The sequence below is a fragment of the uncultured Kriegella sp. genome (genome assembly GCF_963975415.1).
Lineage (GTDB): Bacteria > Bacteroidota > Bacteroidia > Flavobacteriales > Flavobacteriaceae > Kriegella.
In genome coordinates this window covers 125,848-149,030 of sequence record NZ_CAXBGN010000004.1, presented here as the reverse complement: position 1 = coordinate 149,030, position 23,183 = coordinate 125,848, and the positions used below count along the sequence as shown (strand labels likewise).

Genomic DNA, 23,183 nt, shown 5'->3' with positions numbered 1-23,183 from the left:
GAGAATCTGAACATTGGTAAAATTGCCTCAACTTCATAATAATATTAAAAACGGGGTGTTTATATATATTTAGGGGAAGATGGTTAATTTTGGTTTTAGTGTTAGATGATGAATAACTCATCGAATTATAAAATTCACTTCCAAGGTTATCTTCATAGGGGGCAAATCTTTGAAAATCAAAATTAGCACTATAATACTTATTTGACTAAATAATCTAATAGCTAACTGAAAGTTTCTAGAAATACCGGCGCTTTTTGACAAACTATTCGGTGAACTGGTTTGGTTTATTGTTTATAACAGCTCAACTTTTATGAAAATTATATACTTCATTATTTATTTATCGTTAAAAATTTATAAAAAAACGACCAAAATATCGCACAATATTACATGGAAAAACAAAATAAAAAAACTTATAAAGACAAAAGGAGCGAAAAAACTGACTAATACCCAAATAGCGGAAATACGTTCATATTATGATAAATACAAAATGAGAGATGTCAGTACAGAATGGCACCGATTTTACTTTAGTGGCAATAACAGTTTTGCGGCTAACTATGTGCCCGAAAACTTATTTTACATCGATATTGAACCCCGACTCAACAAAAGTATATACTTTCCTTCCTTAAGTGATAAGAATTTGTTGGACAGATTGTTTCCCAAAGTCAGGCAACCGGAAACTGTTCTAAAAAATATAAATGGGTTTTTTTATGCAAACGGTCGGCCAATTACATTTGAAAAGGCCTTGTCTCTTGCAGATACGGAAGATAGATTGGTGATAAAACCCACTTTGGAAAGTGGGGGAGGTAAGAATGTTATGTTGTTTTCCAGTAAAAAAGGGGTTACAACAAAGAATCTAAAACTCACAGATGTTTTTTTAAGCTATGGAGAAGATTTTATTATTCAAAAAGAGGTGAAACAACATGTATTAATGAAGTCTCTCAACCCAACTTCATTGAATACCCTTCGCATTATGACTTATTTGAACGAAAATAATGTCGATGTTTTGTCTACAATTGTAAGAATTGGAAGGAAAGGTTCTTCTACCGATAATGCCACAACGGGCGGGATTTCATGTGGAATTCAGAAAAATGGACAATTTAATGCCTTGGGATATCAGTTATCGGGAAACAGCTTTAGCCAGACCGATAGTGGGGTCAAATTTGAAGAAGTAAGGTTGGAATTTATAGAAAAAGTATTCGAAACTGTAAAAGAATTACATCATAAGGCCGCCTTTTTTAGGCTTATTTCGTGGGACTTGGCTATTAACGACGAAGAACAAATCGTACTCATCGAGTATAATGTTATGGGACAAGGAATAAATTCACATCAACTGAATAATGGACCTGTACTTTCACCGCTCTTAAAAACATTGGCCATTTGAGTTTTTATAATAGTGTCAATTCTTATGTAACTTTTGATTGCCGATAGGTGTAGAGTAGTAGTATTGTATTTTTTAAAATAATTACTATGGTTGTACACAATGCAATTCCGAAGACTCCATAGTATTGCATTAGTATATAATCTAAAACTATATTAAGGAGCAAAGCACCAAAAGAAACATAGGCCATAAATGCATTTTTGTTGATACTGGTCAAGAAATTGACGATGACCATTCCGCATATTGAAAACGGTAGATAGATCAAGAATATCTTTTGAATATCAGAAACTATTACCGTGTCGTCTGAAGTGAAGGCCTTTCGTTCAAAGAACAGTTCGACCAAAAAGTCAGAAGCAAGAATTCCCGCAAGTACACAGACGCTCACACCTACAAACAATAGTTTGAGCATTTTGAACAAGGTTTTAAAGGTCTTTTCTTTGTTTTTTGCTAATGCTTTTGAGAAATAGGGTAGTAGTACATTCGTAAGTGCTATGATGAGTAGGCCACTCAAAAAAGCTGGCATTTTTCGCCCATAATTTATCGCAGCTATGGATCCAATGACCAATTGGGCCGCAAAATATTGGTCAACGATCGTATTCATGCCTGTTAGGAATCCTGAAGAAACTTTGGCGGGTACTTGAGCAAACATTACTCTTGCATTTACATTGTTCAAATCAGGGAAAGCAATGTTCAGAAGTCCTTTTTGAAGGCAAACGATTGCTAAAAAAACAAAACTGGCTACAGTTCCTATCAAGGTGCCAATGGCCAAAACATTATCTCCTAGGGAATCCTTAAAAAAGAAAAGACAGATTATAATGGCAACAGGAATAAACAAGCTTTCAAAAGACGAGTATCTGAATTCATCATGTATGTTCAAAATACCACTCAATAACGAAGAAAATCCCCAAAATGCGATACAAGGAAGTAAATAGTAGAACTGCGATTTTATTAGACTGTAATATTCAGGTGTATGGTCTGGAAAAAAAATGTGTAAATAGGTATCTGTAAATAGGAAAGCTATACCCATGAAAAGTGCCGATACACCGGCCGTAACAAAAAAACCAGTTCCCTGAAATGAAGCAATGTCGTTCTTTGTTTCAAGTTCGGCCACATAGTTCGGGATAAAAACACTTTTAAATGCACCTAAAAAAACGGTGCTAATAAAGCCTGGTACTATAAATGCGATAAAGAAAGTATCCAATAGTTCCGATAGGCCGAAACTGGAAGCTACCAAAGTTTCTTTATAAAAACCAACTCCCTTTATCAATAAAGTGATGCCGCTAACAATGACAATGTTTTTGACAACAGAATTGCTCTTTAAGCCAGTTATGGCTTTAACGATTTCTAGATATCGTTTTTTCAAAATTTACAGTTTTCATTTAAAGTTAAAGAGTGCTTCCCATTCTAATTTTATTTTTCCTATGGCAAAGCGATCCGTACTTATCTCTGCTGCCTTACCTATGTTTTCGATTTCCTTTTCGTTGCTGACTAAAGCGCTAAGCCGTTCTTCTAAAACCATCTGGTCATCTACGGGTATCAAAAAACCATTGGTACCATTTTCAATTAGGCTTGATGGCCCTGAAGGGCAATCTGTAGATACACAGGCCATTCCGAAATACATCGCTTCTAATAGCGCGTTGGGAAAGCCTTCGTATTTTGACGTAAATGCAAATATTTTAGCTGTTTCATAATGTTCTTGAACGTTCTTAGTCTGACCTATCAATTTAACCTGTTGATCTAGTTTCAATTCGTTTATCAAGTTTTCCAGCAGTGGTCTATTCTCGCCTTCCCCAATAATATGAAGCTCCCAATCGACAGGTCTGATATTGGCGAAAGCCTGGATCAATAAATCTTGTCGCTTTTGGTCTGCCAGTCTACCAACAGTGAGTATAATGTTCTTCCGATTTATTACCGTATTCCTTTTAAAATCAGGATTTATCGGATTCGGTATGATCTTAAGTTTATTTTCCTTTAATTTACCCCTGTAGTAATTTCTAATCGTTTCCGTTTGTACTACTAAAAAATCGGCAAAGGGATATACACGACTACGAATTATTCTCCAAAACCTGGGCACCAACCCATCCTCTAAATAGGGGTTGTTTCTTTCGCTAACTATTACTGGGATTCTTAGATACTTTGAAGCAATAATCGACAAAATATTTGATGTCGTTAGAAACCCGATACAAAGATCAACTTTGTGCGTTCTTAAATGATGAACAATTCTCCTTATCAGTTGATAATTAGTTTTTAAGGCTTGAAAGCTGTTCTTGCTCGGTGGTATCTCTTTTTTGCAATGGACTACTTGAATATCGCTTTTGAGAGCGTAAAAAGGGGGTAAGGCTATAAGCGTAATAATTACCACGTTATAGCTTGTAGACAATTCATTGGCCAAGGTGGTGATGACTCGTTCTGCACCTCCTGCAGCCAATGAATGTGTTACAAAAGCAATTGTTTTTTTTTTATTCAAATGGCCCATTTGAGCTAAAGCCTTCCATCGACCTTTTGTTGGCCGAGAATTCCTTTGACATCATATAAAATACCATTTTCCGACAATAATGAATCAAATTCAAGATCTAAGAATTGTTTATGTGCAACAGTCAACACCACTGCGTCAAAATTGTTCTGATCCGTAAGGGTTTTTAAGGAATCAAGGCCATATTCGTGGTTTACTTCATCAGGAGAGGCCCAAGGGTCATAAATGGTCACATTAGTGCCATAGCTGTTTAGGTTTTTAACGACATCGACTGCCTTTGTGTTTCGCACATCAGGACAATTTTCTTTGAATGTTATGCCCAAAACCAAAATATTGGAACCTTTTATCTTGATGTCTTTTTGTAACATCAACTTAACAACCTCTGAGGCAACATATTTTCCCATGCCGTCATTCATTCGTCTACCTGCAAGAATAATTTCTGGATGATATCCGAACTCCTGTGCTCTTTGTGCCAGATAATAAGGGTCGACTCCTATGCAATGTCCTCCGACGAGTCCCGGTTTAAAAGGTAAGAAGTTCCATTTTGTACCAGCGGCCTCTAAAACATCGTGGGTGTCTATATCCATCAAATTAAAGATTTTGGCCAACTCATTTACAAAAGCAATATTGATATCGCGTTGTGAATTCTCGATTACCTTGGCCGCTTCGGCAACTTTAATCGTAGGGGCCAAATGTGTACCTGCGGTAATTACCGATTTATATAGGTTGTCAACTTTAATACCTACTTCAGGTGTGGATCCCGATGTCACTTTTAATATTTTTTCTACGGTATGTTCTTTATCTCCCGGATTGATACGTTCGGGCGAATAGCCTACGTAAAAATCTTCGTTGAATTTTAAACCGCTTACCCGCTCTAACACCGGTACACATTCATGTTCGGTCACTCCCGGGTAGACCGTAGATTCATAAATTACGGTATCTCCTTTTTTTAATACTGCCCCTACCGTTTCACTTGACTTGTACAAAGGTGTCAAAATGGGTCTATTTGTACTGTCTACAGGCGTGGGTACGGTAACCACATAATAATTACAGTCTTCAATATCGCTAAGAAGGTTAGAGCAATAAAGGCCTGTATCCATTTTTGGTGAATCTTTTAAAACCCCTTGAAGCACATCATCTTCTACTTCCAAAGTACTGTCGGTGCCCGATTTAAGCTCCTTTACTCGTGCTTCGTTAATGTCAAACCCGATTACGGGGTATTTTGTAGCGAACAAACGAGCCAAAGGCAATCCTACATATCCTAAACCAATTACGGCTATTTTTGGTTGATTCATTTTATTTTATTTAAAGTGGATTTTTTATTAAAAACTAGACTAATATAATTTAAGGTTCTATAACGAATCAGAATTACGGAATGGGTAATATTTTGATTCAGAGGTTTTTCTATTTAGTACTTTTTCCTATTTGGTAATATTCAAAACCTCTTTTTCTCATCGATTCGTCATTGTATTGATTTCTTCCATCGAAAACTATCGGTTGGTTCAATTGTGTTTTGAGTTCATCGAAGTCAGGAGAGCGGAATTCTTTCCATTCGGTGAGCAGAATCATTGCATCTGCATTGTTCAGGGTTTCATATTTTGAGCGAAAATAGAAAACATTATCCAAATCTTTCAAATAAAAGTGCTGGGCTTCGTCCATTGCCTTTGGGTCATAGGCATTTATTTTAGCACCCCTTTTGACCAGCTCATTGATCGTGTAAATTGCTGGGGCCTCCCGCATATCGTCGGTTTCCGGCTTAAAGGCAAGTCCCCAAATAGCAAATGTTTTTCCTTTTAGGTCTTCGCCAAATCGATCAATTACTTTTTTTGCAATGACAAGTTTTTGTCGATCATTAACGTCTTCTACCGATTTTATGAGCTCTGCTTTATAGCCATGTTCTTCTGCGGTTTTTTTAAGGGCTTTGACATCTTTAGGAAAGCAAGAGCCTCCGTATCCGCTACCTGGATAAATAAAACTATACCCGATCCTACTGTCGGAACCAATACCAATTCGCACTTTATTTACATCTGCCTCGACTAATTCGCAAATGTTTGCAATCTCGTTCATAAACGAAATTTTTGTCGCTAGCATAGCATTTGCTACATATTTGGTCATTTCGGCTGATCTAACGTCCATTGTGATCAATCGATCCATACTACTCCGGAAAAACGGCGCGTACAAGGCTCTCATTTTTTCGGACGCCTCTTCGTTGTTCGATCCAATAACGACCCTATCCGGTTTCATAAAGTCATTAATGGCATCTCCTTCTTTTAGAAATTCAGGATTAGAAACTACATCGAATGAAAGGGAGACATTTCGGTTATCCAATTCGCCTTGTATTACATTCTTCACCTTGTCGGCCGTACCTACGGGAACGGTAGACTTGTCTACAACGATTAGGGGGTGGGTCATACACTGACCGATTTCACGGGCAACTTGTAGAACGTACTTCAAATCGGCAGATCCATCTTCTCCCATTGGTGTTCCGACTGCAATAAAAGCAACATCACATTTTTCTAGGTGATTTGATAATTTGGTGCTAAAGTGCAAGGTTTTATTTTGCACATTCCTCTTTACCATTGCCTCTAGGCCTGGTTCATATATGGGGATGATACCTTCTTTTAGCTCTGCGATTTTTTTTTCGTCAATATCTATACATGTTACGGTATTGCCCATTTCGGCAAAGCAAGTTCCACTAACAAGGCCTACATAGCCAGTTCCTATTACTGTTAAGTTCATTCTAAATTTAATATTTTAGTTACGTAATTTTCTGTAGCATTGGCTTGAGGAATGACCTTAAAAGGATTTCCCATCACCAAGCTGTTATCTGGAATATTCTCATTGACATAGGTGAGTGGTGCTATAAGCACGTTGTTTCCTATGGTTATATTGCCGACAACCACACTTCCGGTTCCAATCCATACACGATTACCGATTGTCGGGTTCCCTTTTCTTCTGCCTCTATTTATTTGGCCGATAGTGACCCCGTGTGCTACATTACAGTTGTCGCCAATAACGGCCGAATTGTTTATAATTATGTTGCCAAAATGACCAATATAAAACCCTTTACCAATTTTTGTGTTAATCGGAATTTGTATGCCATACTTAAAATAATACCTTCTTAATATTAGTCGATGTATTATTCCTAAAATCGAATTTCGTTTATGCGTATTAGATTTTCTAAAATGATACATATACCTAAACCCTGGTATGGACACCCAAGCCCTAATAAATGATTTTAGGCCGACATCTCCCTTATATCTATATAAGTCATGTTTGACTAAATCATTCATGTTTTAAATTTTCCCAATACCATGATAGTGCTTCTTTGAGCCCATCTTTGATGTAAAACTTCGGCTCATAGGCGAGCAATTTTTTTGCTTTTTCTATTGATGCCAAGGAGTGGGGAACATCTCCTTGCCTGTTAGGGCCATGCATTGCTTTTATCTTTCCAATTTCTGGATCGAATTTACTAAGATACTTCGTTAAAAGAATGACTAATTCGTTCAAATCAGTTTGTTCACCACAGGCAACATTGTAAACTGTATTAACAGCCTTTTTATTATTGGTAACCAATGCCAAGACATTCATTTGAATAACGTTGTCGATATATGTGAAATCTCGGGAGTAACTACCATCACCATTGATGATAGGTGATTCATGTTTAATAAGCTGTATTACAAATTTTGGTATAACCGCGGCATAGGCGCCATTGGGATCTTGTTTTCTCCCAAAAACATTAAAATAACGAAGGCCAATGGTTTCTAAACCATAGGTTTTGCTAAAAATGTCGGCGTATAATTCGTTCACATATTTGGTGATAGCATAAGGAGATAACGGTTTGCCGATTACGTCCTCTACCTTCGGCATATTAGTCGAATCTCCATAAGTAGAAGAGCTTGCGGCGTAAATAAAACGCTTTACCTTGGCATCGCGTGCGGCCACTAGCATATTTACAAAGCCAGAAATGTTCACCGCGTTACTTGTTATGGGGTCTTTGATGGACCTTGGGACAGACCCAAGGGCCGCTTGGTGTAAAACAAAGTCAATATTGGTGCAGGCCTTGTTGCAATCAGCTAAATTTCGAATGTCGCCTTCTAGTAGTGTGAAATTTTCATTGGATAGAAACTCTGAAATGTTTTCTCGTTTCCCAGTAGAAAAATTGTCAAAGCAAACTACTTTGTTGCCATTGAGCAGTAGCGATTCACATAGGTTAGACCCTATAAAACCAGCTCCCCCTGTTACTAGAATATTGCAATTGGAATCAAGTTTGAGTCCGCCTATATCCATTGCGATTTATTTTTGAAGTGCAAAGATGGGCAAAAGAAATTAATTTGTCCTTTATTTTTATATAAGCCGTAGGGTAATTCCGATGAAACAACGTTTGTCAAAAGCTAAAATGTGAAGGTGAATATTTTCTTTGCTAATTATTGGTATATTGAATACAGATTTAAAAATATGTTATAAGATACTTATTCTTTGAGATCTTGTTACAATAGCTTATAAAAATAAGTTATTATTGAACGGTGTTTTGGCTATAATATTCTTTATACCATTTAATGAAGGAATCTATTCCTGTTCTAACGGGTGTGTCGGGCTTATAATCGTAGTGTTTCATTAAATCATTTACGTTAGCCCATGTTTTTTCGACATCACCTGGTTGCATTGGTAATAATTGCTTTTCTGCTTTAATAGCTAAGCTGGCTTCAATGGCTTCGATAAAGTCTAGTAATTTAACGGAGTTGTTGTTTCCTATATTATAGACCTTATAAAGTGGCCTTTCTGCCACTGCGGAAGGCTTCTTTTCTAAAATGCGAACGACACCCTCGGTAATATCGTCAATGTAAGTGAAGTCTCGTTCCATTTTTCCACGATTAAATACTTTGATGGGCTTTCCGTTTAAAATGGCTTTTGTGAAAAGAAACATGGCCATGTCAGGTCGACCCCATGGTCCATAGACGGTGAAAAACCGCAGGCCAGTGGTGTGAAAACCATATAAATGACTATAGGTATGGGCCATGAGCTCATTACTTTTTTTTGTGGCCGCATAGAGGCTTACGGGGTGGTCTACATTATCGCTGGTCTCAAAGGGAATCTTCTCATTTAAACCATAGACACTCGAACTGCTGGCATAGACCAAGTGTTTTATATTAAAGTTTCTACAACATTCTAGAATGTTTAGAAAGCCAACGACATTGCTGTCAATATAGGCCTCAGGGTTTTCTAAGCTATAGCGCACGCCTGCTTGAGCAGCCAAATTGCAGACGGCATCGAATTTTTGATTTTTAAATAATTGGGGAAGGGCACTGCGGTCTTCCAATGCCAAACGGATAAATTGAAATCGGCCCGATTCAAGATGACTAGAACTCAAAGTGTTGAATTTTTCGGCAACATCGCTATTGATGCCCAACACTTTTAAGCGGTCTAGTTTTAGGTTTATATCATAATAATCGTTGATATTGTCTAAGCCAACAACCTCGTGTCCGTTTGCTATTAATTTTTTTGAAACGTGATATCCTATAAATCCGGCCGCACCGGTAACCAATATTTTCATGGTATTTGTTTTGGTTGCAAATATCACCATGATTTTTGATACTTGAAAAATCTAAAAGAGTTCTTTTCTGTATTTAGGTGAAAAACCAATATTTGAATTTTACAAAATAGTTAAGAAAGTACGCAATACGGGTTTATTACGCAAGCTTGATTATGGCTTTGACCGTTCATCGATAAAATAGAGGATATTCTAGGAATTGAAATAATCAAAGAGCAGAATAAAGTTCGTCGTCAGTTTTGGTTTTGAATTATATAAGGAAATTATTTTAACAACTTAAATGTAACATAATCAATATGTTAAACTAGGTGTTTGTGAACAATATATTCCTTTGTTTCTTGTTCTTGGTACATGAAAAGCACGGTTTGTTATCATTATTATCGTTAATGGATGTTAAAAACATTGGTAGTTCATCGAATATAAGAACTCTGAACGTCTGAAAAACAGCTTTAAGGCGTATTACCTCTGATTTTTAATTTTATGTAGATGAGCAAAATAAAACGTATTGCATCGATAAAATTTTTATTTAAAAAATAAATATTCAGCCCAAGTATCTTAATGTAAATAATTCTTAACCTATTTTATGAAGTATTTTATTGGCAACGCCCCCAAGTTTATCATGGTTGCCCCATTTCTATTTTTTTCTTGCAGTAACGACACAGATTTGTTGGCGGAGTATGTAGCTGCTGCTTCTCAAGAGATGCCTCAACTCAACAATCTAGTCGTTGATGATTCTTATGTTACAAGACTAAACCAGAGTGTCATTCTTGATGTCTTGTCAAATGATATGTTTACAGTATCTGATAATGTCAAGATTACGGAAACATCTTCTGCTGATAATGGGGCTGTAGTAATTAATGATGATAATACATTGACTTATACGCCCACACCTATTGTAGAGGATGAAGCGCCAGAAGAGACTGAGAGCGAACCAAAAGAAGAGGAGACCTCAAGTGAGGTTGTGGTAGAGAATACTTCCGAAACTGAAGCTTCAGAGGAAACTACAGACACTTTTACGTATACCGCAGAGGTAGTGAACGAAGATGAGACAGTTACTACCGAAGAGGGTACCGTTACTGTAACGGTTACCAAAAATGAGGACGTTGAAGAAGTCGAGGACAATTCGGTTAATCAAGGAGATCAAAACAAAAATTATGGAGAATTAAAAGCTTTTCCTACGGCCGAAGGTTTCGGCAAAAACGCCACGGGTGGTCGGGGAGGTTATGTTGTTGCCGTTACAAACTTAAATGATAGTGGCCCTGGGAGTTTGAGGGATGCACTTAAAAAAACCGGTGCTAGAACCATTATCTTTAAAGTAGGAGGTATTATAGACTGTAATTCATACCTGGAAATACCTTATAAGTCTGGAAATGTTACCATAGCGGGGCAAACAGCACCTGGAGGAGGAATTACTATACGCGGAGCCGAGTTGCGTATATCTGCGTCGAATGTTATACTGAGGTACGTGAAAATAAGGCCGGGAAGTAATGTTTCGGGTAGCAATATCAATGGAATACGTTTATCGTCCTATAACAACAACCAAATAAGCGATATCATCATAGATCATTGTTCCGTAACATGGGCAACGGACAAGGTGTTGATTATTGGGGGCATTGGAGGTACGAGCAGCGTTCAGAACGTTACTGTTCAAAAGAACATAATCGGTGAGAATATTAGTACTGGACTCGGATTTCTTCTTTGGAGCAGGGCAACCAACATTAGTATATTTAAGAATTTATTGATCCATGATGTGGAACGAAATATAAGGTCTTCAAAGTGTACTAGTAGTTTTGAGATGATTAATAATTTGGTGTACGGTTATAAATATGGAACCCAACCTACTTACAACAATGATTTTGATATTATCGGCAATGTTTATAAGACCAGTCCGAATACTTCTACTCGTTTTGAGACCATTAGGCTAGAGGGGTCGTCAGACTGTGGTATAGGTGGAACGCGTGCCTATATAGCGGATAATGTTATCAATGGCAGGGATGTTTCCATTTCATCAAACCTTCAACCTTATATTACTGATAGTAAAATTTTTAATTCTGGTATATCTTCGATATCCAGTAGCGCTGTTCAATCAGTGGTGCTTGCCGATGTCGGTGCATCGAAATATAGTGATCGTGTTGATGAAAGGCTTATAAATGACGTGCTCAATAGTACGGGGACAATTAAAAAGAGCGTTTCGGAAGCAGGTGGATATCCAGAGATTTCTAACGGAACAGCCTATGAAGATAGTGATGAAGATGGAATTTCAAATGAATGGGAAATTGCCATGGGTCTAAACCCAAACGATTCTAGTGATGGCAATGAAGACCGAAATGACGACGGATATACCAACTTAGAAGACTTTTTAAACGAAGTGGATTTTTAAGATATTAGTTAATAACACCAAATAAAAAAGGGTCCTTTAAAATACTTTTGAAGGGCCTGTTTATTTTTGATTAATTTTTCTCGCCCAAGTTTTGAATTATCGTATGAGCAGTCCATTGTTTTATAAAAAATGGACTTGCGTCTTTTTAGGAATTGATAACTTCTAAATGCATCTCGCATGAGACAATTCCCTCTTCAGCTTTTTTTCTTCGCTTACCATTTTAAAATTACGGCCACTCTCATGACTGAGTATAAGTTATAAACCATTTTGAATTTTAGCTCTGGCGACAATTTCGACGGACCTTTTTATACTCAATATAGTGATGTAATCTAGATTTTATATAGGTCGAGGCGAGGTTTGGATATTTGATATATATCGAATTTGTTGTCGTGAATCCTAAGACATCGGTAGCCATGGTTGTTAACAGATGTTAAAAATATAGGTAGTTTGTCGAATAGAAGAATTCTAAACATCTAAAAACATCTCTAAGGCGTAATACCCCTGACGTAAATTTTTGTAGTTCATCGAAGTAAGGTGTATTTCATCGATGATTTTAAAATTAAAAAATAATTTGAGCCTCACAAATATTTTAATATAAACATTTCTTAACCTATTTTATGAAGTATCTTGCCGGCAACGCCCCCAAGTTTATCATGGTTGCCCCATTTCTGTCTTTTTTCCTTTCCTGTAGCAGTGACGACACTGATTTATTAGCAGCTTATGAAGATTCCAGTTCCCAAGGCGGTTCTGGACTTAATAGTCTTATTGTTGATGATTCTTTCGTAACCAGATTAGATCAGAGTACCATTCTTGATGTCTTGTCCAATGACATGTTTGTGGAATCTGATAATGTTAAAATTGTTGAAACATCTCCTGCTAATAATGGCGTTGTGGTGATAAACGAAGACAATACCTTGACTTATGTGCCAGCCGTACAGACCGACGAGGTCACAGCTGCGCCCGTAGAAGAAACTACGGAAGACACTTTGATCGATGAAGTCGAAACCGTTGATGACAACGAGATTGTTGAAGAAAATGTAGATTCCGAAGAGCCAGAAGAAACAATCGTTGTTGAAGATAATGATACGGAAACGGAGGTTCAAACAATTGATGATTCGTTTACCTATACTACTGAAACTGAAAATGAAGATGGTACCGTTACCACGGAGACCGGAGAGGTTAAAGTTACGGTTACCAATGATGAGGACAATAGTGTGGCAGAGGAAGAAATAGTAGTTCCTCAAGGAAATTTAAGTAAGAACTATGGGGAGCTAAAGGCCTTTCCTACGGCCGAAGGTTTTGGAAAATACGCTACTGGGGGGCGAGGAGGCTATATTGTGAAAGTTACGAACCTAAATGATAGCGGAACTGGAAGTTTAAGGGAGGCTCTAAAAATGACCGGTACTCGAACTATTGTTTTTACCGTTGGCGGTACGATCAATTGCTCAACTTATCTAGATATACCTTACAAATCTGGAAACGTTACTATTGCTGGTCAAACAGCACCAGGGGATGGTATTCTTATCAAAGGAGCGGAGTTGCGAATCAGTGCATCTAATGTAATCGTCAGATATTTGAAAATACGACCAGGTCTCAGTACTTCGGGAAGTAATGAGGATGGAATTAATATTTCAGCATATAATGGGACCCATATTGAAAATATTGTTGTAGATCATTGTAGCATAAGTTGGGTAAGAGATGAAAATTTTGCACTAGTTGGTGGCTTTTCTGGTTCTACAATTAAAAAAGTAACCTTGCAAAATTCAGTGATATCCGAAAGTGGTTTTGGGGCACTTAATTATAAGAGAACCTCCAATATTTCATATTATGGAAACTTTTTTGCTCATAATGGGGAAAGAAATATTAGATCGAACAACCCACTTTCTGATCAGCTTGATTTTGAAATGATAAATAATATCGTTTATGGAGCTACTTGGTTTACCAACCCTAGCCTGGGAACAAAGTTTTCGGTCGTAAATAATAAGTATAAAGCGTCTCGAGAAGTTTCGGTGCGGGCAAACGCCTTGGTAAATGGGGAAAATGATGGAACGGGTAGTGCGGGCAATACTCATGCCTATATTGAAGGAAACATTAACCCTGCAGGGCGCTCTCAATGGTCATCTAATTTGAACTCTTATATTAAATCAAGTGCTTTTGCCAGTTCGGGAACAAGTGTCATGTCTGCAAATGAATTGGAAACTAAGGTATTGCCAAAAGTGGGGGCAAGTTATCCTACAAGAGATGCCGTAGATAAACGATTGGTCAATCAATATGATGCCGGAAATGGTACATTAAACGGCTCGGGCTCTTATCCTTCGATGTCCAACACTTCGCGGTCTTCCGGCTATGACAGTGATGGTGATGGTATGGCAGATGAATGGGAGCAATCGATGGGTCTTGATTCAAATGATGCAAGCGATGCAAACCAAGACCGAAACGGAGATGGCTATACGAATTTAGAAGACTTTTTGAATGATGAAGTTGATTTTTAAATCATCAGTAATAAATTAACCCCTACCTACTTATGTGTAAAAAAGCCCCGACAGAATTTTGTTGGGGCTTTTTTGAATGCTTGGTTCTAGCGTGCGATTTATCGTAATTTTATAATCTTTTTAATCGTGTTTTCACTTGTATTACTTCGCGCTATTTCAACTACATAGATACCCTGACTCAACATTGAAACATCGATTTCTGGATCTGTGCCATGGTCGGAGGGTATGGTGTTTTGAAGTACGAGCTTTCCATAAATATCATAGAAACTGAGGTAGATGATTTCATTCATATACTCCTTCAGTTCAAAACTTAATTTTCCATCCGTAGTAGGGTTAGGGTAAACCTTGACATCTTTTAATGCTACATCAGAACCTGGTTCGCCTCCATCTTCTTCAACCTCTACGGTGAGCTGGGCGGTACAACCATCTTCAGATGTGATAGTATAAATTCCTCCTTGGGCTAACGTCAAAGCGCCCAATTCGAGTATACCGTCATTGATCGAATTATCGGGTCGGGTGATTGTAAAGTTGATATCGGTTTGAACAAGTCCGATAATCAAAGGAGTGCCTTCGGGAACGATAATAGTCGCATTACCGCTTCCTACCTCGCCATCAATTGTGTATTGGGGCGTAAAAGTACCTTCGGGGCAATCTTCGACTTCTTCGACAACCAATGTAAGTTGGGCACTACAACCTCCATCTCCAACGGAAGAAAATATATAGTCGCCGGCATTTTCCAAGACTACATTGCCCAAATCCAAAATTCCGTTTTCAACAGTATTATCGGGTCTGGTAACCGTAAAACTGACATTTGTCTGAACTAGCCCAAGAATCAAAGGCGTTCCTTCTGAGACCGTAATGGTTGTGTTATCACTATCTGCCACGCCATCAATGGTGTACTGAGGTGTAAAATTATCTGGTGCACATGGGTCTCCAACCTCAATATTCAGCGATGCTGTGCATCCTTCGGCCGAAGTAAGTATATATTCGCCAGCTTGTGTGGTGATTATATTTCCTAAATCTAAATCCCCGTTGCTTGATGTTCCGTTAGGACCTGAAATTGTAAACGCAACATTATCTTCAACCGTGCCCAGAACTACCGGAGTTCCTGCTTCCACAATAATAGAGGCTTCTCCACTTCCCACCACTCCATCTATGATGTATTCTGGAGTAAAGGGACCACTCGGACAATTGACATTAAGATTAAAAGTGGTGCTACAGCCTTGGGCAGTGGTAATCACGTAAGAGCCACTGTTTGAAAAATCTACGTTCGGTAAGGCAAAGTCTGTACGGCCGCTGTAAACTTGGTTTCCATCCAATAAAACCGTAAAGTCTACTCCATTCGGGAGCATGCTTATCAATACCGTGTCGCCGGTGTCGGCAGTAACATCTACCGGTTGTTCGTTTGGGGCTTCATCATAGTTGGTTCCACCATCGGTCGACCATTCCGCTCGAATGTCTTCACCCGTACATGCGGCATCGGTGACGTTTAAGGTAATGGTGGTGCTACACCCTTCAGTAGAAGTAATAATGTAATCTCCACTATTGGAAGGGGCGACGACACCCAAAAGAAAATCACCTTGACCACTATACACTTGGGTGCCATTGTAAGTTATGGTGAAAATTACACCATCAGGGTCCATGCTTAGGCGTACGTTGTCACCAGTGAGTGCGGCTACAGTTATTGGGCTTTCATCGGGAGCCACCTCATAGGTCTGACCATTATTTAATGACCATTGAGCTTTTATCGCGTTTCCGTCACAAATTACATCGGTAACATTTAGGGTAAGGGTAGTGCTACAACCTTGAGCACTAGTAATGATATAATCCCCACTATTTGTCGGTGCTACTGCATTTGGGAAAATGTAATCTCCACGACCACTGTATATTTGATCACCGTTAAACGTTATGGTAAAGTCAACCCCATCGGGTACCATACTCAAGCGGACAATATTTCCTGTGTTTGCCGCTACCGTTACCGGTTGTTCGTTGGGTGCTTCAAAATAACTTTGACCATCATCTAACGACCATTGAGCCCTAATGGTAGTGGCATCACAGACGACATCACTTACGTTAAGGGTGATAGTCGTTGTACAACCTGAGGCTGAAGTTATAATGTAGTTTCCACTATTGGCAGGGCTAACAACACCGAGCTGAAAATCACCCCGTCCATCATAGACTTGTGAGCCTTGATAGTGTATAGTGAAATCAACACCATCGGGTACCATGCTCAAACGGACATTGTCGCCTGTTGTCGAATTAACAGTAATCGACTGTTCGTCTGGAGCCTCAAAATACTGTCCGCCATTGTTCAAAGACCATTGTGCCCTGATGGTAGTGGCATCGCAAACCGCCTCCTCAACGTCTAAGTTAATTATTACAGAACAGCCCTCCTCGGATTCTAAATAATACGATCCACTATTACTAGGAGTCGCAACATCTATCTTGTAATCGGCTCTTCCGTTATACACTTGATTGCCGTTATAAGTAACCGTAAAATTAAGACCATTCGGGAATATGCTCAGTCTAACTTCGTCGCCTTGAGTCGCAGTTACATTGACTGTTTCGCCTTCCTCGCCAACTGGATAGGTCTGACCGCCATCAATCGACCATTCGGCCATAATGGGGGTGTCACCTGGATCACAACTCCCGCTTACCAATACATTGATAAAACTCATACAACCCTCGGCCGTAGTTAAGACATAGCGACCAGAGTCGCTAGCCTGAATATTTGATAGGGTCAATGCCCCTGGGGTTATATTAGGTGAACCAATACCGGGAGGAGCTGTTACTCGTGTATTTTCATCGGCATTTGGTGATGTAATATAGTAGGTTGCGCTGGCCGTTGATGCGCTTAGTACAATATCTTCTCCTTCTGAAACGGTCACAAACTCTCCAGTTTGAACAGCTGCAGCGCCAATTTGATATTGAGAGGTAATCGCTCCAGGGGCACAAGCGATAAGGTTGGGTACACCTGTTGCCAGGCCGGCCTCAAACTCATCTTGAATTGCTGGTTGCCCCAAAGCTTTCTTGTATATTTTTAACTCATCTATTCTTCCGTCAATTTCATCGGTAATACCACTGCCATTATAACGGGTGGGCAAGCCATCTTGACCAGGTGTTGTTCTTTGTTCGTAGAACCCTGAAGATGTGAAACTTTTGGTATTATCGAAATTAAATTCGGTTCCAGGGGGCAAGGTTTTGCTACAAATCTCTATGCCGTTGGCATAAAGTTTCGCTACAGTTCCGTCGAAAGTAGCTGCTATATGTACCCAAGTATTGGGCGGGACATAACCCGCATAACAACTTAATTGACCGTTGTCGGTTATAAACTCCCATTTATAAAGTGCATTATGGAAACCGAAGAACATAGCGGGATAATCGTGGGAAAGAATACCGGTGTTAAAACCGTTTTCATTTCGATAGACCCAGCCCATAACCGTAATCTCATCTACAGTATCTTCCAAGGATGCGGAATAGGGGATATCCAAAATTGTATTACTGTCAAATTCAGAACCGTCAAGTTCGATGGCGGTCCCAAATATTCCCGGAGCCCCAAGATAGTTTTGTGTCAGTGGCACAGTATTACCTGAATTATCGTGTTCTAAAATCGTACCATTATTGTTGTTTCCCGAGATATCTACAAACGAAGTTCCAGAGGGTTCGTTGAATTCATAATGGGCCACCAAATTCGGGTTGTTGGCAAGGGGGATATCCTGTCCGATTTTGATTGTTCCAGATACACTGGGTACCCCATTGGCATCCATGGCAAAGAGCATATATAAGCCTGGGGGCGCATTGTTTTGGATGGGCATGGTCAAGGTATGTGAGGTACCTGGTGTTGTCGTCAAGGGAATTCGGCGCTGTTCGTTGTTCGTACTATGGGTTGCCGATGAGAATCGAATAAGACTGAACGACGAAACACTTACATCGGTTGATACGGAAACGGATGTTCCCCAATCGGCCTCGCTTGGCATACTGGTAATCGAAGGTCGTGAGGCAAGGTTTCCTCCCGCATCAAAAAGATAAGGTGGACTATATATTTCAGCATCGGGGTGGTTTTCGCCATCATAGGGGTCGCAGGTTCCACAAAGTCCGCCACCACCAACAAAAACACGACCGTCAGTAAGTAGGATGGCAACGCTATGATAGGTTCTCGGCTGTGTCATGGATGCAGTTGTAGTCCAAGTGTTCGTGTAAGGGTCGTAAATTTCCCCTTGATACACCGCACCGGTATCCCAAAAGGTATTGGCAGTTGCCAAACCACCAGTAATAAATATTTTACCATCGGGTAAAAGTGTAGTGTTATGCATGGTTCGCGCATGGTTGGTACTAGAAACCTTGCTGACCACTACATTCGTTTCATTGCTAATATCTATGGTATACGCGTTATTGTTGGCAGGGTTACCGCTATCGTAGGATATAGCGCCTCCCAATTTGAAAATTTTATCGGGTTCGTACATCACAGTAGTCCCTTTCATGGAATAGGTGTCGTCTCCTCGGTCACCACTGTAGGTTATGCTTCCTTGACCGCCATTGGCATTTACATCTATCCAATGCATTTCTTTACTAGGCCCTGCGTGAAATATTTTGCCGTTGGAAGCCGGCCACAGCCAAGCGTGATTGTCGTCTCTAAAAATTCCTTGGGGATCATTATTATTGTCCGAAATGGGTCCTACAGGAACACCGGGCAATTCAAACCAGCCTGTTTCTTTCGTCCATAGTTCCCCGTTTCTGTTAAGACCATCGTTAAAGGCGCCATCTTCTGTCCATGAACCTCCAAGAGTGAAAACAGAACCGTCTGATAGCGTTACATTTCCTTGGTACCCACGTGGTATATTCATGATGTCACCAATTTCCCAATTCCCTGTGGTTACATTATAAATACTCGTTTCCTCTGCACTTGAACCGCCGGCAACCAGAATGTCACCATTGGCTAGATTATTTACCCCAGGACAAAACATATCATGTCCGGTATTTGAAATCTCCATTTCACTGGGGTTATTTCCATTAACTGGTGCAAAAGGGTCAAAAATCGAAGTAAAAGTCAGTCCCGCACCATTACCGCCGGTATATCTCATGCGATCAAATGACGACCATGTTAGTAGCTTACCATCAGGTAAATTGGCAGCTGCAACTGGAACTATGGGGAACGGAATTACACCACCCCATTCTCCATCTTGTGCTGCATTTTGAGCTTGGGTTGAAAAAGTAATTATTAAAAAGAATAAGAAAACTGGTATAAAAGAAAGACCAAGGTAGTTTTTTCTCATAGCGATAAGGGGTTGTTAATGTAATGTTGATATCAAAATTAGCTTTATCACAGCCCAAAAATTAAATAAAACGTCAAAATCGAATAATTACTCGATTAAAAACAATTGAAATTCGGTTTTCCTTACTTTAATAATAGTTTAAATAATTTGAAGACGAATTTACGAAAAAACGAAAAGGCTTGGCGTGTGCTTTAAATGACCTTGACAGAATTTGAGAGCTTTTTTAAAAGCATACAATGATTACTTTCTTCTTAAATAGTAGGTATATATTTACAATTTAAGACTTAAAAAGAGTTGTATTTGTATGATTTTTATATAGTTAAGTGGAGTTTTTTGCGGTATATTTTGCTAGTGCCAGCCTAATATTAGGTCTAGTTTTCCGTGTAAGAATTTCCTATCTTTAGATAAGAAGGACAATTAGTAGGATGAAATAATAGATACACTGCCGTTAAACGAAATTTTTTCGTCTTTAACGAATTATAGTATCTTTCGGTGTCAAAACAGGAAAGTATATTTACTTTTACGCTTGAGAAACCCTAAAATCTAACTTGTTGAACACCAATACAATCACAAAAACTAAGATATGGCTTTCATCGCCTCACATGGGCGGAGCTGAACAGTCTTATATTAATAGTGCATTTGATACCAATTGGATTGCTCCATTGGGGCCGAACGTAGATGGTTTTGAAAAAGATATCGAAAGTTACCTTTTACAGTCTAGTGAAGTTGCAGCCCTAAGTTCGGGAACTGCGGCAATACATTTAGGCCTTAAGTTGTTAGGTGTCGGTGAGGGAGATGAAGTCTTATGCCAAAGCTTCACTTTTTCGGCATCGGCAAATCCTATTACATATTTAGGAGCTGTTCCTGTTTTTGTTGATAGCGAGGAAGATACTTGGAATTTGTCTCCAGAATTATTGGAAGAAGCTATTGAAGATCGAATAAGGTTAGGTAAAAAACCAAAGGCCATTATTGCAGTCCATCTTTATGGTATGCCCTATAAGGTCGATGAAATCCAAAGAATTTCTGAAGCATATGGGATTCCCGTTTTGGAAGATAGTGCCGAAGCCTTGGGCAGTATGTATAAAGATATCAAATGCGGTACTTTCGGAGATATTGGCATTCTTTCTTTCAATGGAAACAAAATAATAACCACTTCGGGCGGAGGAGCATTGGTGACGAAAAACAAGGATATTAAGCAAGAGGCTGTTTTTCTTGCTACCCAGGCAAGGGATGATGCCCCGCATTACCAGCACTCTGCTATCGGTTATAACTATAGAATGAGTAATGTTCTTGCGGGTATAGGTAGGGGGCAGATGCAGGTTTTGGATAGTCGTGTTGCCTCGAGACGATTGAATTATGAATACTATAAACAAAATTTAGACAACAAGCCAAGTCTTGAGTTTTTGTCTGAAAGTGAAGAGAATTATTCCAACCGTTGGTTGACTTGTGTATTAACCGATTCGTTTGAGATGCGGGAAGAAATACGCCTTACGCTGTTAGCGGAGAATATTGAATCACGGCCGCTATGGAAACCTATGCATATGCAACCGGTTTTTGAGCAATTCCCCAATTATACGAACGGAATTTCAGAGAAGTTGTTTGAAAAAGGACTTTGTTTGCCAAGCGGATCTAATCTGACCGCTGAAGAATTGGATAGAACTATTCATTGTATAAAGAAAATAGTATGATACAGAATTACCTAACCCATAATGCACATCGCTATGCCTCAAAATGGCTTGTTTTGGCAATCGATGTAGTTATCGTAAGTTTTTCATTTTTTCTGGCTTATTGTATTAAGTTTAATCTGTCTTTCGATTTTGAGACGGCCAACTTGTTTTTTCAATTGCCGATTGTCGCTTTTATTTCAATGATTTCGTTTCTTATTGTAGGCTCTTACAAGGGTGTTGTTAGGCACACGGGGGTACGAGATGTGTATAATATCTTTAACGCTATTTGCCTATCGAGTATTTTGGCAATCTTAGTGGTTTTGGTTAATCGTCAATGGGACTTATTTGAAAATTTCACCATTCCGAGTAGCATCATAATTATACATAGTCTATTGGGTTTCATTGGTCTTACGGCTTCTAGGTATGTATTTAAAGCGTTATACACGAATTTATTGGTCAGAGATTTAAAAGTTGCAAAGAATGTATTGATTTATGGCGCCGGTGAGTCTGGTATATTGACTCATAATGCACTGACCAACCATTCAAAAAGCAGAGCTAGGGTAGTTGGCTATATTGATGGGGACAACCAAAAGGCTGGAAAACAAATTAATGGTGTTACAGTATATCACAAAGATGTCTTAACCGAGGATTTTTTAATTAAGAAAAGCATTTCGGAGGTCATCTTTTCCATTCAGAATATTGGACAAAAAGAACTAAGACTTTTAGTCGAAGGCTTGGTTGATTTTCCGGTACAGGTGAAAATTGTACCACCGGTCGAAGATTGGATAAATGGCGAATTAAAAGCCTCTCAGATAAAACAGGTTCAGATTGAAGATTTACTAGATCGGGCACCCATTAGCATTAAAAATGACAAAATAGAAAAAGAACTTTCAAATAAGGTCATTTTGGTGACCGGCGGTGCAGGTTCGATAGGTAGCGAAATAGTTAGACAAATATGCGGGTATTCTTATAAGTCGTTGATAATTATTGATCAGGCAGAGTCTGCCCTATATGATCTTCAGCAAGAACTAAAGCAGAATGGGTATTTTAATTTTGTTCCGATAGTCGGGGATATTCGTGATAAAAACCGTCTGAACGATATTTTTCAGCAACATAAACCTGATATGGTTTTCCATGCAGCGGCCTATAAACATGTCCCTTTAATGGAGTATAATTCTTATGAAGCCATAAAAATTAATATTGCTGGAACTAAGACGATCGTAGATCTTTCTATGAGTTATGGAGTTGAAAAATTTGTGTTTATTTCAACGGATAAGGCAGTAAACCCCTCCAATGTGATGGGAGCCAGCAAACGAATTGCCGAGATGTATATAAGCTGCATGGAGCAAGAGAAGAAAACAAAATTTATAACAACTCGTTTTGGTAATGTTTTAGGATCTAATGGTTCGGTTATTCCTTTGTTCCGTAAGCAAATTGAAATGGGAGGCCCGATAACCGTTACGCATAGTGAAGTTACCAGGTATTTTATGACAATACCCGAAGCGTCTCAACTTGTATTGGAAGCTGGCGCAATGGGCGAGGGTGGTGAGATATTTATTTTCGACATGGGTGAATCGGTCAAGATCTATGACTTAGCCCGAAATATGATCAAATTATCGGGGTTGAATTTTCCTGAAGATATTGATATCAAAATTACCGGATTACGACCAGGGGAAAAACTCTATGAAGAGTTATTGGCTAACGGCGAGAATACTTTGCCCACGTATCATAAAAAAATTAAAATTAGTAAAGTACGGGAACTCGATTATCTTACGGTCAGGTCTCAAATTGATGAACTGTGTATTACCAATATGTTCTTCAGTGGCAATACCGTGAAACTGATGAAAAAAATCGTACCTGAATATGTTTCCAATAACTCAGAGCTTTGCGAACTAGATAAAAAGGACGCCTCTGTCAGTAGGGATAAAGCTACTTTAAAAGTGGTACAATCATAATTTTTCACTAATCT

Annotated in this window: 13 protein-coding genes; 5 read left to right on the top strand and 8 right to left on the bottom strand. The window is 38.9% G+C overall.

Annotated elements, in window-relative coordinates; translation table 11 throughout:
- Window positions 1-310: 310 nt before the first annotated feature.
- Window positions 311-1,381: a sugar-transfer associated ATP-grasp domain-containing protein gene (locus tag AACZ88_RS10290; protein WP_339709533.1), complete on the top strand. Its 1,071-nt coding sequence runs from the start codon at window positions 311-313 to the stop codon at window positions 1,379-1,381.
- A gap of 22 nt (window positions 1,382-1,403) precedes the next feature.
- Here the strand turns inward: AACZ88_RS10290 and AACZ88_RS10285 are convergent, their stop codons facing one another.
- From AACZ88_RS10285 to AACZ88_RS10255, 7 genes are all read right to left on the bottom strand, one after another.
- Window positions 1,404-2,741: a lipid II flippase MurJ gene (locus AACZ88_RS10285; protein WP_339709531.1), complete on the bottom strand. Its 1,338-nt coding sequence runs from the start codon at window positions 2,739-2,741 to the stop codon at window positions 1,404-1,406.
- Between the two features lie 12 nt (window positions 2,742-2,753).
- A complete protein-coding gene (locus AACZ88_RS10280) occupies window positions 2,754-3,845 on the bottom strand; it encodes a glycosyltransferase family 4 protein (RefSeq protein WP_339709529.1) in 1,092 nt (363 codons plus the stop codon).
- 14 nt (window positions 3,846-3,859) lie between these two features.
- The gene (locus AACZ88_RS10275) at window positions 3,860-5,146 is read right to left on the bottom strand and encodes a nucleotide sugar dehydrogenase (RefSeq protein ID WP_339709527.1); all 1,287 of its coding nucleotides are present in this window, start codon (window positions 5,144-5,146) and stop codon (window positions 3,860-3,862) included.
- Window positions 5,147-5,255: 109 nt separating this feature from the next.
- Window positions 5,256-6,590: a UDP-glucose/GDP-mannose dehydrogenase family protein gene (locus AACZ88_RS10270; RefSeq protein ID WP_339709525.1), complete on the bottom strand. Its 1,335-nt coding sequence runs from the start codon at window positions 6,588-6,590 to the stop codon at window positions 5,256-5,258.
- Complete coding sequence (locus AACZ88_RS10265; RefSeq protein WP_339709523.1) at window positions 6,587-7,144, bottom strand: serine acetyltransferase; 558 nt, start codon at window positions 7,142-7,144, stop codon at window positions 6,587-6,589. The genes AACZ88_RS10270 and AACZ88_RS10265 overlap by 4 nt, the downstream gene beginning before the upstream one ends.
- On the bottom strand, window positions 7,137-8,141 hold the full coding sequence (locus AACZ88_RS10260; protein ID WP_339709521.1) for an SDR family oxidoreductase: 1,005 nt from the start codon (window positions 8,139-8,141) through the stop codon (window positions 7,137-7,139). The genes AACZ88_RS10265 and AACZ88_RS10260 overlap by 8 nt, the downstream gene beginning before the upstream one ends.
- Window positions 8,142-8,367: 226 nt before the next feature.
- Entirely contained in the window at window positions 8,368-9,405 is a 1,038-nt protein-coding gene (locus AACZ88_RS10255; RefSeq protein WP_339709519.1) for an NAD-dependent epimerase, read from the bottom strand.
- A gap of 580 nt (window positions 9,406-9,985) precedes the next feature.
- On the opposite strand from AACZ88_RS10255, the gene AACZ88_RS10250 reads away from it, so the two are divergent.
- Together AACZ88_RS10250 and AACZ88_RS10245 are read left to right on the top strand one after the other, a co-directional pair.
- The gene (locus AACZ88_RS10250) at window positions 9,986-11,782 is read left to right on the top strand and encodes a hypothetical protein (protein WP_339709517.1); all 1,797 of its coding nucleotides are present in this window, start codon (window positions 9,986-9,988) and stop codon (window positions 11,780-11,782) included.
- Window positions 11,783-12,399: 617 nt separating this feature from the next.
- Entirely contained in the window at window positions 12,400-14,274 is a 1,875-nt protein-coding gene (locus tag AACZ88_RS10245; RefSeq protein WP_339709515.1) for a hypothetical protein, read from the top strand.
- Between the two features lie 98 nt (window positions 14,275-14,372).
- On the opposite strand, the gene AACZ88_RS10240 is transcribed toward AACZ88_RS10245, so the two are convergent.
- Window positions 14,373-19,547: a galactose oxidase-like domain-containing protein gene (locus AACZ88_RS10240; RefSeq protein WP_339709513.1), complete on the bottom strand. Its 5,175-nt coding sequence runs from the start codon at window positions 19,545-19,547 to the stop codon at window positions 14,373-14,375.
- A gap of 602 nt (window positions 19,548-20,149) precedes the next feature.
- On the opposite strand from AACZ88_RS10240, the gene AACZ88_RS10235 reads away from it, so the two are divergent.
- Together AACZ88_RS10235 and AACZ88_RS10230 are read left to right on the top strand one after the other, a co-directional pair.
- Complete coding sequence (locus AACZ88_RS10235) at window positions 20,150-21,235, top strand: aminotransferase class I/II-fold pyridoxal phosphate-dependent enzyme (protein ID WP_339710652.1); 1,086 nt, start codon at window positions 20,150-20,152, stop codon at window positions 21,233-21,235.
- Complete coding sequence (locus AACZ88_RS10230; RefSeq protein WP_339709511.1) at window positions 21,232-23,169, top strand: nucleoside-diphosphate sugar epimerase/dehydratase; 1,938 nt, start codon at window positions 21,232-21,234, stop codon at window positions 23,167-23,169. Before AACZ88_RS10235 ends, AACZ88_RS10230 begins: the two co-directional genes overlap by 4 nt.
- Window positions 23,170-23,183 lie beyond the last annotated feature (14 nt).